The 16,857-nt window shown below is 67.0% G+C and carries 14 protein-coding genes; 6 read left to right on the top strand and 8 right to left on the bottom strand.

The window, feature by feature from the left end:
* The 3 genes from OK352_RS04270 to OK352_RS04280 form a co-directional block, all read right to left on the bottom strand.
* Positions 1 to 420 carry a winged helix-turn-helix transcriptional regulator gene (locus OK352_RS04270; RefSeq protein ID WP_265140145.1) on the bottom strand — a complete coding sequence of 140 codons (420 nt, stop codon included), beginning with the start codon at positions 418 to 420 and terminating at the stop codon, positions 1 to 3.
* A gap of 139 nt (positions 421 to 559) precedes the next feature.
* Positions 560 to 1,570 carry an AraC-like ligand-binding domain-containing protein gene (locus OK352_RS04275; RefSeq protein WP_265140146.1) on the bottom strand — a complete coding sequence of 337 codons (1,011 nt, stop codon included), beginning with the start codon at positions 1,568 to 1,570 and terminating at the stop codon, positions 560 to 562.
* A gap of 135 nt (positions 1,571 to 1,705) precedes the next feature.
* On the bottom strand, positions 1,706 to 3,112 hold the full coding sequence (locus tag OK352_RS04280; protein ID WP_265140147.1) for an aldehyde dehydrogenase family protein: 1,407 nt from the start codon (positions 3,110 to 3,112) through the stop codon (positions 1,706 to 1,708).
* 157 nt (positions 3,113 to 3,269) lie between these two features.
* On the opposite strand from OK352_RS04280, the gene OK352_RS04285 reads away from it, so the two are divergent.
* The gene (locus OK352_RS04285) at positions 3,270 to 3,497 is read left to right on the top strand and encodes an SHOCT domain-containing protein (RefSeq protein WP_265140148.1); all 228 of its coding nucleotides are present in this window, start codon (positions 3,270 to 3,272) and stop codon (positions 3,495 to 3,497) included.
* 323 nt (positions 3,498 to 3,820) lie between these two features.
* The gene (locus OK352_RS04290) at positions 3,821 to 4,216 is read left to right on the top strand and encodes a DUF3592 domain-containing protein (protein ID WP_265140149.1); all 396 of its coding nucleotides are present in this window, start codon (positions 3,821 to 3,823) and stop codon (positions 4,214 to 4,216) included.
* A 19-nt stretch (positions 4,217 to 4,235) separates the two neighbouring features.
* On the opposite strand, the gene OK352_RS04295 is transcribed toward OK352_RS04290, so the two are convergent.
* Positions 4,236 to 5,543 carry a GNAT family N-acetyltransferase gene (locus OK352_RS04295; protein ID WP_265140150.1) on the bottom strand — a complete coding sequence of 436 codons (1,308 nt, stop codon included), beginning with the start codon at positions 5,541 to 5,543 and terminating at the stop codon, positions 4,236 to 4,238.
* 177 nt (positions 5,544 to 5,720) lie between these two features.
* Between OK352_RS04295 and OK352_RS04300 the strand changes: the two genes are divergently transcribed.
* Together OK352_RS04300 and OK352_RS04305 are read left to right on the top strand one after the other, a co-directional pair.
* Entirely contained in the window at positions 5,721 to 6,011 is a 291-nt protein-coding gene (locus OK352_RS04300; RefSeq protein WP_265140151.1) for a hypothetical protein, read from the top strand.
* A gap of 131 nt (positions 6,012 to 6,142) precedes the next feature.
* Positions 6,143 to 9,652, top strand: coding sequence for an FAD-binding and (Fe-S)-binding domain-containing protein (locus tag OK352_RS04305; protein WP_265140283.1), 3,510 nt, complete (start codon positions 6,143 to 6,145; stop codon positions 9,650 to 9,652).
* Between the two features lie 286 nt (positions 9,653 to 9,938).
* Here the strand turns inward: OK352_RS04305 and OK352_RS04310 are convergent, their stop codons facing one another.
* The 3 genes from OK352_RS04310 to melA form a co-directional block, all read right to left on the bottom strand.
* Complete coding sequence (locus OK352_RS04310; RefSeq protein ID WP_265140152.1) at positions 9,939 to 11,315, bottom strand: MFS transporter; 1,377 nt, start codon at positions 11,313 to 11,315, stop codon at positions 9,939 to 9,941.
* A gap of 291 nt (positions 11,316 to 11,606) precedes the next feature.
* Positions 11,607 to 12,815, bottom strand: a complete 1,209-nt coding sequence (locus OK352_RS04315) for an MFS transporter (protein ID WP_265140153.1) — start codon at positions 12,813 to 12,815, stop codon at positions 11,607 to 11,609.
* 132 nt (positions 12,816 to 12,947) lie between these two features.
* Positions 12,948 to 14,252, bottom strand: coding sequence for an alpha-galactosidase (gene melA, locus OK352_RS04320; protein ID WP_265140154.1), 1,305 nt, complete (start codon positions 14,250 to 14,252; stop codon positions 12,948 to 12,950).
* A 204-nt stretch (positions 14,253 to 14,456) separates the two neighbouring features.
* On the opposite strand from melA, the gene OK352_RS04325 reads away from it, so the two are divergent.
* Positions 14,457 to 15,269 (top strand): DeoR/GlpR family DNA-binding transcription regulator, encoded by an 813-nt coding sequence (locus tag OK352_RS04325; RefSeq protein ID WP_265140155.1) that lies wholly within the window; start codon positions 14,457 to 14,459, stop codon positions 15,267 to 15,269.
* Between the two features lie 194 nt (positions 15,270 to 15,463).
* Here the strand turns inward: OK352_RS04325 and OK352_RS04330 are convergent, their stop codons facing one another.
* Positions 15,464 to 16,033, bottom strand: a complete 570-nt coding sequence (locus OK352_RS04330) for a TetR/AcrR family transcriptional regulator (protein ID WP_265140156.1) — start codon at positions 16,031 to 16,033, stop codon at positions 15,464 to 15,466.
* A gap of 53 nt (positions 16,034 to 16,086) precedes the next feature.
* Between OK352_RS04330 and OK352_RS04335 the strand changes: the two genes are divergently transcribed.
* Positions 16,087 to 16,815, top strand: coding sequence for an MBL fold metallo-hydrolase (locus OK352_RS04335; protein WP_265140157.1), 729 nt, complete (start codon positions 16,087 to 16,089; stop codon positions 16,813 to 16,815).
* The last annotated feature ends 42 nt before the right edge of the window (positions 16,816 to 16,857 follow it).

Below are 16,857 nucleotides of genomic sequence, written 5' to 3' on the forward strand. Positions count from 1 at the left end.
TCAGTTCTCTTCCGTCTTCTCGTCCGTCAGTTCTGTCTGGTGGGTGTGGGCGGCGCTGGGATTGTCGACGGTTCCGTACGCGTGGCCCCAACTGGTGATGTCCTCGAGGATCGGCAGAAGCGCGAGCCCGGCAACCGTGAGCGTGTACCGCACGCGAATGGGACGGGTGTCGATCACCGTTCGTTCCACCAGCCCATCGGTCTCGAGTTCGCGCAGGCGCTTGGCGAGCATCGTGTCGCCGATGTGCCCGACGAACCGGCTGATTTCGGCGAAGCCGGTGCAGTCGCGGCCGATGGCCTCGATGATAATCCCCGTCCAGCGTCGGCCGATGATGTCCATCGCCGTGACGAATGACGGGCAGGCACCTCCGACTGCCTCCTCGACGGGAAGGTCCGGTGTGCGGGACAGATCGTCAGACATATACGCTCCACTTTCTGTAGTCACTACAGAGAGCAAAGCTCAGTTCGGGTTTATTCCAGCATTCTCAAAAAACTTTGGCGACGCGTTTTTGGGCGCCGTGCAGGGCGTGCCGCATCGCAGATGTGACGCGGCGCTCTCACTACGCGGCGTCGAGAAGTGCCCTGCGGCGCAGCTCGCTCGGGGGCAGACCGAAGCTCGTCTTGAATGCGCGACTGAAGTGCGCGGCATCAAGGAACCCCCACCGGGCGGCGACGGCTGCGACCGGAAGCGCCGCGAACGCGGGGTCGGTCAGATCGCGCCGGCAGTACTCGAGCCGCCGCTCACGCACCCACGTCGACACCGTCGTGCCCTGCTCGCTGAACAGCGCGTGCAGGTAGCGCAGCGAGACATGGTTCGCGGCGGCAATGCTCTGCGGGTCGAGCGCGCCTGATCCCAGGTGGTCGTCGATGTACTGCATGATGGTGCTCGTGAGCGCCGCTTTCGGCGACGCGGATGCTGCCGCTCCCAGTTCTGTGCTGTACAGCGTCGTTGTCAGATCCACGGCCGCCCGCGACAACCGCGTGCCGGCGGGACCGTTCAGCACGCTGAGATTGCTCGCGAGCCCCGAGAGGAACGGCGAGATCACGCTGGTGAGCGCGGAATCGTGCGGCATGCGCACGGCGGTCAGCTGTGCGAGGGTGTCGGGCGCGATGCCGAGTGCGTGATGGTCGAACATGAGCACGAGCGTGCGGAAGTCCTGATTGAACTCCAGCACATACGGGCGCTCGGTCGAATAGATGGCGATGTCGCCGGGCTCGAGCAGCGCTTCACGACCGTCTTGCACCAGCATCCCTGTGCCGCTCAGTTGCACGCTCAGCTTGAAATACGCGGTGTCGTCGCGGGCGATGAGCTCGGGTGTGCGCTCGACGGTGTGCTGATTGGCTTCGACGAGCGAGGCATGAACGCCATCGCACACCGCGACAGAGACCGCGCCGCGAAATCCGCCCTGCGAGGGCGCGGTGACGCGCAGGGGAACAAACGACTCCGAGACGGCGCGGCTGAACTCGGCGAAGCCGAGCGGCTGCTCAGCGCGGGCGGCAGAGGGCATCACCGGGCGGGGCGTCGCGGCGGCTGAGCGCGAAGCGAAATCCTGGGGCTGTGAGAGGGACATGGCAACCACCAATCGGGCACGGACCGGGCACCATCGCAAAAAATCCGTTTCTCCAATTCTAGGCCGCCGGTACCGGAAGTCCAGAGTGCGCGACGGGCCTCGATGCCCGTGCTCACGGGCATCAGGCGGGAACCGCTACCCGTTGATCACCTGCGGAACGCCGAGCGCCTTCAGCCCCTCGACGCCGAACTCGAGCCCATAACCCGATTGCTTGACACCTCCGAACGGGATCATCGGGTGCACGCCGCCGTGCGAGTTGATCCACACAGTGCCGGCTTCGACCTGCGCGGCGACCTCGCGCGCAGCATCCCGATCGCCTGACCACACCGAGGCACCGAGCCCCACATCGAGCCCGTTCGCCATCGCGAGCGCCTCGTCGACGTCGCTGTATCGAATGATTGGCAGCGCGGGGCCGAACTGCTCCTCCTGCACCAGCGGGTTGTCGTTGTCGATGTCAGCCACGAGCGTCGTCGGGTAGAAGTAGCCTGGCTGATCAGCATCCGGATTTCCGCCCATCACCACACGCGCTCCTGACGCCCGAGCCTCCTCGACGAGCCGCGACACGATGTCGAACTGTGGCTTGTTCTGCAGAGGGCCGAGCACGTTGTTCTCGTCGGTGCCGACGCCCATGGGCATGGATGCTGCGACGGCAGCGAGCTCATCGACGACGGCGTCATAGATGGAGTCGTGCACGTAGAGTCGCTTCATCGCGGCGCAGGTCTGGCCGGTGTTGATGAACGCTCCCCAGAACAGATCTTGCGCGATCGCGGCCGGGTCGACGTCGGGCAGCACGATTCCGGCGTCGTTGCCGCCGAGTTCGAGGGTGAGCCGCTTCACGGTGTCGGCGGAGCTGCGAATGATCGCCTTGCCCGTCGCCGTCGATCCGGTGAACATGACCTTGTCGATGTCGGGGTGGCTCGACAGTCGCGCCCCCACCTCGCGGTCGCCGGTGACGACCTGGAGAACGCCCTCGGGGAGCACCGTGTTGATGACGGAGACGAGCGCCAGGACACTGAGGGGCGTGAACTCGCTGGGCTTCACCACCACCGTGTTTCCCATGCGCAGGGCGGGCCCGAACTGCCACACCGAGATCATCATGGGCCAGTTCCACGGTCCGATGGCACCGACGACGCCAATGGGGCGGTAGTGCAGCACGGCGTGGCTGTCACCGTCGTCGATCACGGTTTCGGGGTCGAGGGGCGTGGATGCTGCAGCACGCAGCCACCCCGATGCGCCACCGACTTCGAACCGCGCGTTCGGCCCGTTCAGCGGCTTGCCCTGCTCTCGGGTGAGCAGTTGTGCGAGTGCCTCGGCCGAGGCGTCGATGGCATCGGCGGCGGCGAGCAGGAGTTCGTTGCGCTTCTCGTGCCCGAGCGCTGCCCAGCTCGGCTGCGCGGCATGCGCGGCGGTGACTGCTGCGTCTAGGTCATCGACTGTGTGGATCGGGGCGCGGCCGACAACGTCGCCCGTGGCAGGATTCGTGATCTCACGGCCCTCGCCTGAGGGCGTGATGTCGGCAAGAAGGCTGTCGAAGGTGGTCATTGCTCCTCCACGTCGGGTCTCGTCTTCTCACGCTAGGCGTGCGGCGCAGCGGTGGATTGACTGGGCGAGCGCAGATGTTGACTCCCTGTGCAGTGTTCACGCCGCGTGCTCTCTGCCACCCCGCGATATCGTGGAGGCCTGTCTGGGAAGGACGCTCATGCTCGCAAACCTCAGCGGTTGGCACCTCATGATCCTCATCGTGATCACGCTCGTCATCGTCGCCGTGATCGCCGCCGTTGTCGTCGCAATTCTCGCGGCGGTGCGACGCGCGAACAGTCCGTCGACCGCGCAGCGGCTGCAGCAGCTGGATGAACTGCGGGTCCGCGGCGTGGTCTCTGAGGTCGAGTATGCGCAGAAGCGCGAGCAGATCCTGCGGGAACTGTAGCGAGAGCGGCGCTCGGGGCTGACAGCATCCGGTCGACCAGGCCCCTTCGCGGCGTCATCCCGGCGACAGGTCCCGTCGAGGACGAGAACACGAGCGGCGAGAAGGACCCAGACGCCTGACGAGCGCGCACTGCTTTCGCAGAACGTCTGCGGCAGCGGGAGCGTCAGTCACGAGAAGCCCGACTCACGTCTGCGACGACGGTGCGCTCACCCGGCAACGTGCACGAGGCACAGAGCCGCCACGAACGCCGCGCCCGGTGGCCGACGGTCTGCAACAATGTGTGAGACCGAGCTCGTCAGAGGGAGCCGCAGGGAGCAGAGACCATGAATATCCTCGCCATCGTTCTCCTCGCGATCGGTGCGGTGCTGTTCCTCGCCGGAGTGCGTCACATGACAAAGCCGTTCATGAAGCATCCGCAGTGGACGTCAGCCGAGGCGACCATCACCGACGTGGGAGACGGCCGCGATCCCCACAACGGCAGGCCGACGAAGGTCGCCCACTACACGTACACCGATGCCGACGGCACGGAGCACACCGGGACGATGGCGGGCGGCAGCTTTCCCAAACCCGGTGTGACGATGCGAGTCCGATACGACCCGGATGACCCTCAGGACAGCGACCCCGTGCGGCTCGCCATGCGACCGTTCGACTGGTTCATGATTGCCCTGACGCCGATCGGGTTCATCATGGGAAACATCGGCCTCAACATGTTCAACTGAAGGCCGCGCTCGCTCCTGCTCAGAACCAGAAGCTCAGTCGCGGTGCGACCGGGCTGTGGAACGCCGCATCCACCCGCTCGACCGCGCCATCGGTGAGCGCGCTTACGCGTCCGGCGCGATGCAGTGACGTCACCGAAGTGCCGCCCACGGCGATCTGCGCCAGGTCGCGTTCGCTGAGCGTCACGTGCGCAGCATCCGCCGGCGCATCGCCGGAAAGACGCGACACGGATGCTGTTCCAGCCACGTCGATCTCGAGCAGGAACCGCCCCTGCGCGAACTCGAGCGGGTCGACGACGTCGAGAACGACGCTGCCCGGTCGTGCATACGTGCGCGCCTCGAGCATCGCCACGGGGTCGAGGATGCGCAGCCAGAGGTGGTCGAAGGGCGCCACCGTCACCGCACGCAGATCGCTCACCTGCCACAGCACCGGTTCGTCGACGGAGCGCAGGTCTGCCTCGACGCTGTCGACGAGGTCGAGCTCGATCAGGTACCGCCACAGTGCGGCATAGGCGTCATCCGTCGCGGCGGAGAGGTAGGCGACCTTCGCGATGAGCTTCTCGTCTGCGCCCGGCTTGACGCGATACGCCGCGAATCCCTGCAGCTCGCCCGCAGCATCCGTGTAGCCGACCGCGCGCAGGTCTTTCGCCGTGTCGTCCTTTCCCGGGCGGTACTCGATTGTGCCCGTCCAGAGCATCTCGTCGAACGCGACCTCGCCCGGATGCTGCCGCGACGCCCGGTCGGCGACGGCCCGGCCGCGCTCGTAAAGATCGCCGAGCTCCATAAAGCGGACGCGCCCGGTCGGCGTCGGCCCCGTCCAACGTGCGCGCTTCGTGTCGATCGTGATTCGTGCGTCGCGTGCGGAGGGGGCGAAGCCGAATCGGCCGTAGATGGTGGCCTCGGATGCTGTCAGAGCAGCGACCGGCACGCCGCACGCGTGTGCGGTGCGCAGCTCGGCCTCGATGAAGTTGCGCGCGATGCCGCGCCGCCGGTGCGTCGGCGACACCGTCACGGCGCTGATCGCCCACGCCGGAACATCACCGCCCGGAACGCTCAGCGGCGTCGTCCACGAGCCGATGGTCGCGACCGGATCGCGCCCCGCCTCCGTGTCGTCCCACACGCCGCAGAGGCGGCGGTACGCACCGGCATCCAGCATGTACTCGACGTCTTTGTCGTCTTTGCGGTCGCCGTAGAAGCCGCGGTTGACGACCTCGTGCCACCCGGTGTAGCGCTCGCGATCGTTCGCGGTGTCGACGCGGGCGAAAGTCAGGTTCTGCTCGGCGAGGTTCGCGGCCGCGGTCTGGTCAAGGGGAGCGTCGGTGAAATCCACTCGCACAGTTTATCGGTGCCCGGTGCCCGGTGCCCGGTGCCGGGGTGCCGGGGAGCCCCGCGCCGGGGTGCCGGGTGCCGAGAGCCGGGGAGCCCTGCGCCCCGTACCCGTGCCCCGTGCCGTGACGGAGCCGAGATGCCGGGGGTGCCGTGACGGATCCGCCGCACTGATGTAGACATGGAGAGACGGAGAGCGAGGATGCTATGGGGCGACGAGCAGCGAACGGCGACGATCGGAGGCGGAACAAGCACGCCGAGTCCGCGGCATCCTCACCAGGATCCGCGCCCGGTGACGCTTCCTCCGCGCGAGACGTCAGCGGATCTCCCGCCGCGAAAGAGCATCGGACCGGCAGCCGACGCGGGGGCGCTGGGGATTCTCGGACCGGCAGCCGAAGCGGAGGCGCCAGCGGCAGCGGCATCCACGCGGAGCAGGGAAGAGGCAACCGCCGCAGCGCGACCGCTGGCGTGAGTGCTCGCGCTGGCGAACAGCATCCGGGCCCGGGCTTGGCTGCTCCACAGCATCCGAACCCGGGCTTCGCTGCCCCGCAGCATCCGGGCCCCGACCTCGGCTTTGGTGACGGACAGCTCGGCACCACCGACGTGCGCTCGCGCGCCATCGACCGGTACGCCTACGCGCACGATGCCTCGCACTACCTGCTCGTCCCCGAGACCGTGCTCGTGCCGCACGATGCGGCAGATGTCGCCCGCATCTTCCGCGCCGCCCGCACGGACGGCCGTGCTCTGACCTTCCGCTCCGGCGGCACAAGCCTGTCGGGCCAGGGCGTTTCGGGCGACGTCATGGTCGATGTGCGCCGGCACTTCCGCGGCGTCGAAATCGACGACGACGGCCGACTCGCGCGCGTGCAGCCGGGCGCGACGGTGCGCAACGTCAACGCGCGGCTCGCCCGGTATCGCACGAAACTGGGCCCCGACCCGGCGAGCGAGATCGCGTGCACCATCGGCGGCGTCGTCGCCAACAACTCGAGCGGCATGCACTGCGGCACGACCCAGAACACCTACCGCACGATCGATTCCATGCTGCTCGTGCTGCCGAGCGGCACGGTGATCGACACAGCGGATGCTGACGCCGACGACCAGCTGCGCACGCGCGAACCCGAGATCCACGCCGGTCTGCTCGCTCTGCGCGACCGGCTGCGCGGCGACCCCGCGTCTGTCGCAACGGTGAACCACCAGTTCTCGATGAAGAACACGATGGGCTACGGCATCAACGCACTGCTCGACTTCGACGATCCGGTGGACATTCTGCAGCACCTCATCGTGGGCAGCGAGGGAACTCTCGCGTTCGTCGCCGAGGCGCGGTTCGCGACGGTGCCCGTGTACCCGAACGTGGCGACGGGGCTGCTCGTGTTCGACTCGCTGCGCGACGCGATGGCGGCGCTGCCTGGACTCGTCGACCACGGCTTCGCCACCGTCGAGCTCATGGACGCCGAGTCGCTGCGCGTCGCCCAGACACTGAGCGATGTTCCGGCGGTGATCTCCGGGCTCGACGTTGCCGAGCACGCCGCGCTGCTCGTTGAGGTGCAGGCCAGCACCGGTGACGCGCTCGCCGAGCTGACAGCATCCGCCCGCCGTCATATCGCGGATCTGCCGCTCTCGAGCACGCCAGACCTCACGACGGACGCCACGGAGCGCGCCTCGCTCTGGACTGTGCGCAAGGGGCTGTACACGGCGATCGCCGGCAACCGGCCGTCTGGCACGAATGCGCTGCTCGAAGACATCGTCGTGCCGGTCGACAACCTGCTCGCCACGTGCGAGAGGCTCACCGAGCTGTTTGCCGAGCACGGCTATGAGGCGTCCGTCATCTTCGGGCATGCGAAGGACGGCAACATCCACTTCATGCTGAACGAGCGCTTCGACGATCCGGCAAGCGTCGCCCGGTACGAGAGGTTCACCGACGACCTGGTGGCCCTCGTTCTCGACCAGCGCGGATCGCTCAAGGCCGAGCACGGCACAGGGCGCATCATGGCACCGTTCGTCAGGCGGCAGTACGGTGACGAGCTGTACGGCATCATGGTCGAGCTCAAGAACCTGATCGACCCGACCGGGATGCTGAACCCCGGCGTCGTGCTGAGCGACACGAGCGACTCGTACATGCACCACCTCAAGACCGCGCCGACCGTTGAGAGCGAGGTCGACCGCTGCGTCGAGTGCGGGTACTGCGAACCTGCGTGCCCGAGCCGCGACATCACCCTGACGCCACGGCAGCGCATCGTGCTGCGCCGCGAAATCGAGCAGGCACGCGAACGCGGCGATGTAGCGCTTGTCGCCGAGCTGAGCGCCGACTACGACTACGACGGCGTGCAGACGTGCGCCGTCGACGGAATGTGCGGCATCGCGTGCCCCGTCGACATCAACACGGGCGACCTCGTGCGACGGCTGCGCGAAGAGCAGGCGGATGCTGTCGCGGGAGCGGCGTGGAACGTGGCGTCGAAGCACTGGGGCACCGCCACGCAGGCAGGCCGCGCGGCGCTCAACGTGGCGAAGGTGCTTCCTTCTCCGCTGGTGACGGGCGTGACGGATGCTGCCCGCGCGGTTCTCGGCGCCGACACGGTGCCCCGTTACACCCGTGACCTTCCGCGCGGAGGCTCTGCGCCGCTGAACGCCAGCCACAGCACGTCTTCGAGTGCACCCTCCGCCGCAGCCTCCTCGTCGAGCGCTGCCTCCCCGCCGGAAGCTGAACTGCGCTCCACAATCGGAACTGCGCGCCACAAAAAAGAGGAGCGCAGTTCCGAAACTGGCGCGCAAACGCCTCCTGAGGCGGCAGGTGGTCCGGCAGCAGCTCGCCGCGCGAACACCGCTGCCCCACATGCTGCGGACCCCGATGCATCGATTGCCGAAGCGCCTTCGGCGGCAACGGGGGAGGGTGCCGCTGCCGCTGCCGCTGCCGCTGCCCGGCCGACCGCTGCCGCTGCCGCTGCCGCTGCCCGGCCGACCGCTGCCGAGGTGGTGTTCTTCAGCTCCTGCGTCGGCACGATGTTCGGCCCCGAGCCGCGAGCGGCCGTGCGCTCGGCACGTTCAACGAGCCCAAGGGCGCACACTGTGCGCAACGACGGCACGAGTGGCGGGAACTCGAACGGCCCACGAGCGCAGACCGGAAGTGAGCGAAGCGCCGAAGGCGGAGCAGGCGTACGCGGCGCAATGGTGAGACTTCTCGACCACGCGGGAATCGGCATGATCGTGCCGCCGGATGCTGGCGGGCTCTGCTGCGGAACCCCGTGGAAGTCCAAGGGCTACGCGAGTGGATACGCCGCGATGGCGACGCGTGTCATCGACAGCCTGCTCGTGGCCAGCCGTGGCGGTGACGTGCCGATTGTGTGTGACGGAGCATCCTGCACCGAGGGCCTGCAGGTCATGGTCGACCATGTGCGCGACGCCCGCCCCGAGGCTGGCGCGTTGCGCATTGAAGATGCCACGCAGTTCGTCGCCCGCGAGATCGTGCCGTTGCTCGCTGCAGCCCCGGATCAGCCGGCCGACCACGCCGAGCCGTGCTCGGACGCGATGCGACGCGACGACGCACGTGACGAGACCGCTGGCGATGCTGCTCACGGCGAGCGGACCGCCGGGGGCCCTCTTCCCGACGAGGGACCCTCTGCGGGCGAAGACCGACCGTCTGGAAGTTCGGGCAGCACACAGCATCCGCCCGCCAGATCACGTCGTTCTCTCGATGACGAAACGTCCGCTGGCGAGAGCCGCTCGTCTGTTGAGGCCTCCGCCGTCAACGGGAACAGCTCGATGTCGCGCGCGTCCGGACGCAAACTGCGCCGCGTCGCCGTGCACCCAACTTGCGCGACGGAGGCCATCGGGGCGACCTCAGCGCTTACGGACATCGCTGAGGCGGTCGCAGACGAGGCCTATGTCCCCGTCGACTGGGGATGCTGCGGGTTCGCCGGAGATCGAGGGATGCTGCATCCCGAGCTGACCGCGAGTGCAACCGCCCCGGAGGCTGCCGAGGTGCAGCGCTGCGACTCCGAGGTCCCGTTCGACGGCTTTGTCTCGGCGAACCGCCCGTGCGAAATGGCAATGACCCGCGCGACGGGCAAGCCGTACCGTCATGTGCTCGAGCTTCTCGCGGACCAGCTCGGTGTGTAACAGCATCCGGTGCTCGTTGTCTCTCACGATTCGCGTGGCCGACGCCGGAGCCCGGTGTGTGCGCTCTGCGGAGACACCCGGCCAGTCGGGTCGTCTGCGGCGCCGTGTGCGACTGGCAACGTGCGTAGCTGCGGACAAGGTGTCATGGCATGCGCCCGCACCTTGTCCGCAACTACACACTTTGTGCCTCGGAGCCGGAGCCGGAGCCGGAGCCGGAGCCGCAGCCGCAGCCGCAGCTGGAGCTGGAACCGGCGGAACCAGGCCCGATCCCATGCCCAGGGCTCAGCTACTTGCTGAACCCATAGATCGGATGCTTCGCCTGCTCCTCTTCGTTCTCAGGGCCGAGCGGAATCCGCGTGCGGTCGCGCAGCAGCAACGTGGCGATGAAGGCGACCACCATCACGCCAGCGATGTACCAGGCGACGGCCTGCGACGTGCCCGTTGTCTGTACGATCCACGCCGAGATCGTCGGAGCGAACGCCCCACCGAGCACAGCGCCGATGGCGTACGCGATCGAGACGCCCGAGTAGCGGATCGACGCCGGGAACAGCTCGGTGAAGTACGCCGCCTGAGGCCCATACGTGAACCCGTTGCCGATCGTGAACAGCGCGATCCCCGCGAAGAACAGCCACGCGCTGCCCGTGTTGACGAGCGGGAAGAGGAACCACACGGTGATGAGGAAGATGATCCATCCGGTGATGTACGTGTTGCGGCGTCCGATCTTGTCAGAAAGCCAACCGCCCAGCCAGGTGAAGATCAACCACACGACGCTCGAGACGGTGACGGCGACAAGAACCGGTGTGCGCTCCATGCCAACGAGACCGCCCTCGTCAAGCGGACGGGTGGCGTAGCCCTGCAGGAACCCGCCCGTCGTCATGTATCCGGCGGCGTTGTTGCCGGCGAACGTCAGCGCGGCGAGGATCACGAGCAGCCAGTGCTTGCGGAAGAGCTGCACGATCGGCATGCTCGCCTTCTCCTTCTTCGCCGCGATTTCTGCGAAGACCGGCGACTCGTCGACGCTGCGGCGCACGACGATCCCGATAATCACGAGCACGATGCTCAACAGGAACGGAACTCGCCAGCCCCACTCGACGAACGCGTCACCCGGCGAGATCACGCCCGTCATGAGCGCCAGCATCCCCGACGCCAGAAGGAGCCCGAGCGGCACGCCCATCTGCGGGAACGACCCGAACTGCCCACGCTTGCCGACGGGAGCGTGCTCGACGGCCATGAGCACAGCGCCGCCCCACTCGCCACCTGTCGAGAGGCCCTGCAGAATGCGCAGCAGCACGAGCAGAATCGGCGCCGCCGCACCAATTGCGGCGTGCGTGGGCAGCAGCCCGATGAGCGTCGTGGATGCTCCCATGAGGATCAGCGTCCACACCAGCATTGTCTTGCGCCCGATCTTGTCGCCCAGGTGCCCGGCGATGAATGCGCCGAGCGGGCGGAAGAGGAAGCTCACGCCGACCGTCGCGAATGAGAGAAGAACGGATGCTTGCGGGCCAAGCGGCTCGAAGTACAACGAGGCGAACAGCAGCCCGGCGGCGTTGGCGTAGAGGAAGAAGTCGTACCACTCGATCGTCGTGCCGATGATGGTCGCGACCGCGACCCTCTTCATGTCGGTTGGAGTGGCATGAGGTGTACCAGTCGATGTGTCAGTCATCGTTGACTCCCTTGTCGATTTGGTTCTGTGCAGGTCGAATTCAGCCGTACAGAAGGACGGCTCAAATCATATACGACCTGAGATATCTTTGGAAGTGATCTGGGAAAATCGATGCAGAATGCCAGGTCAGGATGCTGTTCGCGATTGCGTTGTGCGACAAAATAGTGAGCCCGGCAGCGTCCAATTGGGCGGAAACAGTCCGTGGCGAAGCGCGAAACGGGAAGGCCCTGGACGGACGGCGAGTGCTGGCGCGGCTGTGGTTCGAGAGTCGTGCGGGCAGGGGCGGGGTGGCTACGCCGCAGACGGCTGCGTGGGGCGTGGGCGCAGCAGCGAGACGAGCGCGGCCACGACCACACTGACGACTGCCAGGACGACGAAGCTGGTGGGGAACGAGCTCGCCGTTGCGATTGTTCCGACGACGACGGAGCCGAGGCCCGTTCCCAGGTCGAAGCCGGCATTCCAGACGACACTGACGACGTTGCGAGACCGGTCACCCGCCGCAGCAAATGCCTCGACGAGCGTTACGTTCTGCAGACCGCCATACGCTGTGCCGATGAATGCGGCACCGACGAGCAGCACCGTCGTGGTGACAGCATCCGTGTCGCCGGCGACTCCGAGCGAGACCCCGGCGGCTCCGAGCGCGGCGACAACCAGTAGTGGTGTGATGAAGCGGCGGGCGCCGAAGCGGTCGGCGATGCCCCCGAAGATCCAGCGCGACAGAGCGCCCAGGCCGGTGAGCGCCAGCAGGGCGACGACGGCCGTCGTCGTGTTGGTGAGCATCGTCGGCGCGAAGGTGAGCACGGCGCCGCCCGTGCACGTGATGGTGAGAAGCGCCACGATCGGCATGACGACGGCGCGCGTGCGCACGGCGGCAATGCGCGAGCCCTGCGGGGCGATGTCTGTCGCCGCGGTCTTCGGCGCCGGAACGGTGGCGAGGCGGCGGCCGAGCGTGATCGCGAACGGTACGGCAATGGCGGGGGCGATGCCGAGACCGAAGACGAGCCCGGGGCCCACGTTCTCGGCAAGCCACGGCGCGGCGGGGATGAGCACGAACTGCGGAACAGCGATCGCGAGCCCGTAGGCCCCGATCGCCCGGCCGCGCCGCTTGGGCTCGACGAGCGCCGCGACAGCAGACGAGCCGCACACGGTGATGATGCCGAAGCCGATGCCGCGCACGACCGCGAGGGCGAGGATCAGCGGCAGCTGGTCAGAGAAGAGGTGCAGAACCGACGGCAGCCCGAGGCAGAGCAGCCCGATCACCAGCATCCGCGACCAGCCGAGAATCCGAAGGCCGGGCGAGACGACCATCTGCGTTGCGACGGTCGAGAGCATGAGCAGGCCGTTGACGAGTCCGCTGCCGAAGCTGTCGGCGCCGCCCATCGACGCCCAGAGCGGCGCCACCGGCATGAGCAGCGAGAACCCGCTGAACCCGAGTGCCGTCATGACGAGCAGCGGTGGCATTCCGGGCAGCGTCCAGACAGACGGCTTGCGCTCCGTCATGTGGCCTCCCGTCGTCGCACAGCGCCCTCCTCGAATGGGGCGCTCGGCACAGCTTACCGGGATGATTCGGGCGCAAATACGCTGACGGATGCTGTCGCGTCAATCGACAGCATCCGTCAGCGTTCTTCGTGGTTAAACGCGGCTCAGAAGGCCTGCGGGCAAGTGCCGCGCGTGTGCCTCCGTCAGCTCGGCGCAGATCTGCCAGAGGGTCTCCGGCGTGACGCTCGACATCGTGTTCGGGTCGGCGAGAAGTGCCCGGCGCACCAACGTCGGGTCTTCGCGCCTGGCCGCCTCGACCGCGGCGCCGGCGACAGCGGCATAGGCGCGGTTGACGGTGACGCACTCGATCGGCAGATCACCCATCGCCACCGGATGAATGCCCTGCTCGTCGACGACGCACGGCACCTCGACGACCTGCGCCTCGGGCAGGTTGCTGATCAGCCCGGCGTTGGGAATGTTTGCGTGGATCTCGCGCCGGGTTCCCGTGGCGATCGAATGGATGAGCTGCGGGGCGTACTCGCTCGCCTCGTCAAGAAGCTCAATGTCCTCTCCGGCGTCGAGCGCGCTGCGCGTCTGCTCGAACTCGGCAACATTGTCTTCGCTGATCTGCAGATACTCAAGCGGACGAAGACGGTACGTCTCTCGCTGCGACTCTGACCGCAGGAACCACGAGAGGTACTCGGACGAGTGCTCGCTGGTCTCGGTGGGGTAGTAGCCGACGCGGCGGAAGATCTCGGCGCGCACACGACGCTGCAGCTCAGGGTCGTCTGCGATGCGCTTGGCGAGCCGCGGGTACAGGTCGTCGCCGTCGAGCGTCGTCCACTCGAGCAGCCACGACTGGTGGTTGAGGCCCGCTGCACGGAAGCGCGTGTCGGTCACGTCGAGCCCGATCAGCTCGGCGAGGTCGTGCGCCGTCCAGTACACGCTGTGGCAGAGGCCGACGGTGCGGATGCTGGGCGCAACGAGGTTCGCCCACCACACGTTCATCGTCATCGGGTTCGTGTAGTTGAGGAAATACGCGTCGGGGCAGATCTCCTGCATATCCGTGAGGATGCCGGTGAGCACGGGGAAGGTGCGCAGACCGCGGAAGACTCCGCCGACGCCCGTGGTGTCGCCGATGGTCTGCAGCAGACCGTGTCGGGCCGGAATCTCAAGGTCGGCTCGCGTGCCTTCGATGCCGCCCACCTGGATCATGTTGATCACGAACTCGGCGCCCGCGAGGGCCGTCCGACGGTCGGCGGATGCTGTCACACGAGCATGCGCGCCCAAGCGACGATTCACGTAGTCCGCTGTCGCCTGGGCGACGCGGAGCCGCTCGGCATCGATGTCGTGCAGAGCGATCTCGATCTCGTCGAACTCCGGGTATCGCAGAAGATCGGTCAGCAGCTGCTTGGTGAAGACGACGCTTCCAGCGCCGATGAATGTCACGCGAGTCATATGTCCAGTGTGACTGCATCACTCAGATTCTTGTGCAAAACGGTCAGTGTCACTGAGCGAGTCAATCCGCGGGTATGGACTGGGGTAAGACACACGGATGCTGGTGAATCCGCGCCACGCGGCGTGATTCCTGTGCTCCGCGCCGAACATCTTGGTGAGCACTTCGATCGCTTTTCTGAGCGAATCTGTGATCAAATGTGACGCATGAACTTTCGGATTCCTTCCAGCGGTCAGCCGCTCGTCGCCTCGGCCAAACGGTCGACGCGACTTTCGGCGATCCTCAGTGCGCTTGCGGAGTCGTCATCGGTGACGCTCAGCGAGCTGACCACCGCCCTCGACGCTTCTCCGGCCACGATCAGACGCGACCTTGCCCTGCTCGAAGCCCAGGGGTTCCTCACCCGCACGCACGGCGGAGCGCAGGCAACCGAGATGAAGGCCGAGCTGCCCGTCCGATACCGCGATTCGACCGAGCGCAACGCGAAGGTGGCAATCGCACGCCGGGCGGCAGAGCTGATCCCCTCCGGCCGCCAGGCCATCGCGATCGGGGGTGGCAGCACGGCCGCCGAGGTGGCGCGCAACCTGACCTCGCGCACCGACCTCACGATCGTCACCAATTCCCTCACGACCGCATACGAGCTCGCATCGCGCAGCAAGGTCAAGGTCGTCATGACGGGCGGAGTGATCAGACCGACGTCGTTCGAGCTCGTCGGGTCACTCGCCGAGGGTGCCCTCAACGCGATCAATGTGGCGATGACGGTGATCGGCGCGGACGGCATCACCGCCGCCAACGGACTCACGACCTTCGATGACACCGAGGCGCGTACAAACCGGTCCATGGTGACGCATGCCGGTCGCGTCGTGGTCGTCGCCGACAGCACGAAGCTGGGGGAGGTGCGGCTCGCCCGTGTTGCGGACCTCAGCGAAGTCACTGATCTCGTTATCGATGACGAGGCAGACAAGGCCGAGCTCGCCAAGATCGAGAAGCTGGGCGTTCGCGTGCACCTCGTCCGCGCGTAAAAGCGTCGCGTCATTCGCCGACACGTTCAATCGTTCGGAACTCTCGTGCGACACGCCGTCTGGGGGTGCACGACAAGCGGAGTTGTGGTGAAAAGTTCCGAATGACTGAACGTTGCGAGTCGACGAGGCGGGGCGCTCGCTGCCCGATGCGCCCCGATGCGACACCTGCGATGTTCAGCGAGCAGACACCGCGCTCAGTGAGCCGGCGAGGTCACCGCCGCTGACACCCTCTCGATGCCGTACTCGAATGCCGTGTCGACGTCGCCTCCCAGCCGAAATGACCCCGAGAGCTCCATGGCGATGAAGCCCGTTGCCCACGCGGTGAGAGTGCGGGCGGCGGGCAGCACATGGTCGGGCTCGACGAGGCGGGCCACGATGTCGAAGAGCGGGGCGCTCGCCGACGCGAGGTCATCGCGTGACAGGTCGTCGTGCTCGGACGGGGGGAGGAACACCAGGCGATACGCGGCGGTGCGCTCCCGTGCGAAGTCGCGAAGCGCACGAACGATGCGGGCCAGCCTTGCGCGCGTGTCGGGCCCGCCGGGGTCGTTCGCCGCCAGGTGTGCCCCCAGGTCGGCGGCGACGCGTTCGGCGAGGAGGCGGATCAGCTCGTCGCGATTGCGCACACGCTTGTAGAGCGAGGGGGCGCGAACGCCGACGCGCGCGGCGACGGCGGCCATCGTCACGGCACCCAGACCGTCGTTCTCGAGAATGTGCTGTCCGGCAGCCACGATGGCCGACACGGACGTTCGCTCGGGTGTGGGCATATCTCGAGTATAGCTATTGCGCGTAGCCATGATAGCTATGTATCGTAGCCATCATGGAACTTGTACCGGGACTTCGTCGTATCGGAAATGACATCATCGCCGCCCACCTGATCGTTGACGATGCCGGCATCACGCTCGTCGACGCGGGGCTCGCCGGGCACTGGAACGATCTGCAGCGCGAACTTACCGAGATCGGCCGACGCACTGCCGACATCAAAGCCGTCATCCTCACGCACGGAGACAGCGACCACATCGGATTCGCTGAACGACTGCGCCGAGACGCTGGCGTGCCCGTGTTCGTGCACCCGGCGGATGCTGCGCGGGCCCGCGGCGAGGAATCGACGAAGCCTGCGTGGGGAGGCATGAAGATCGGCCCCATTCTGCGGTTCTTGGCCTACTCGATCCGCAAGGGTGGCCTGCGCACCGAGCACCTGAGCGACGTGCGTGTGGTCGCCGACGGTGAGACGCTCGCCCTACCAGGCTCCCCGGAGATCATCGCGCTTCCGGGCCACTCGCCGGGAAGCATCGCCGTTCACGTGCCCAGTGTGTCGGCGCTGTTTGTGGGCGACGGGATGACCACTGGGCACGTCCTCACGGGGCAGCGCGGGCCTCAGCCGGCGCCGTTCACCGATGATCAGGCTGCAGCAGCAGCATCCCTCGCTCGCCTGGAGTCGCGGCTCGGCGGTGACTGGAGCGGATGGGTCATTCCGGGTCACGGCGCACCCTGGCGTGGAACGATGGTCGACCTTCTGGGTGCGTATCGAGCAGCTCGCCCGGCCTGAGCAGCGTGCCGCAGCTGTCGTACTTTTGCGTCTCACGGAGGC

The organism is Microbacterium sp. MPKO10, from assembly GCF_026107415.2.
In the GTDB taxonomy this organism is placed as follows: Bacteria; Actinomycetota; Actinomycetes; order Actinomycetales; family Microbacteriaceae; genus Paramicrobacterium.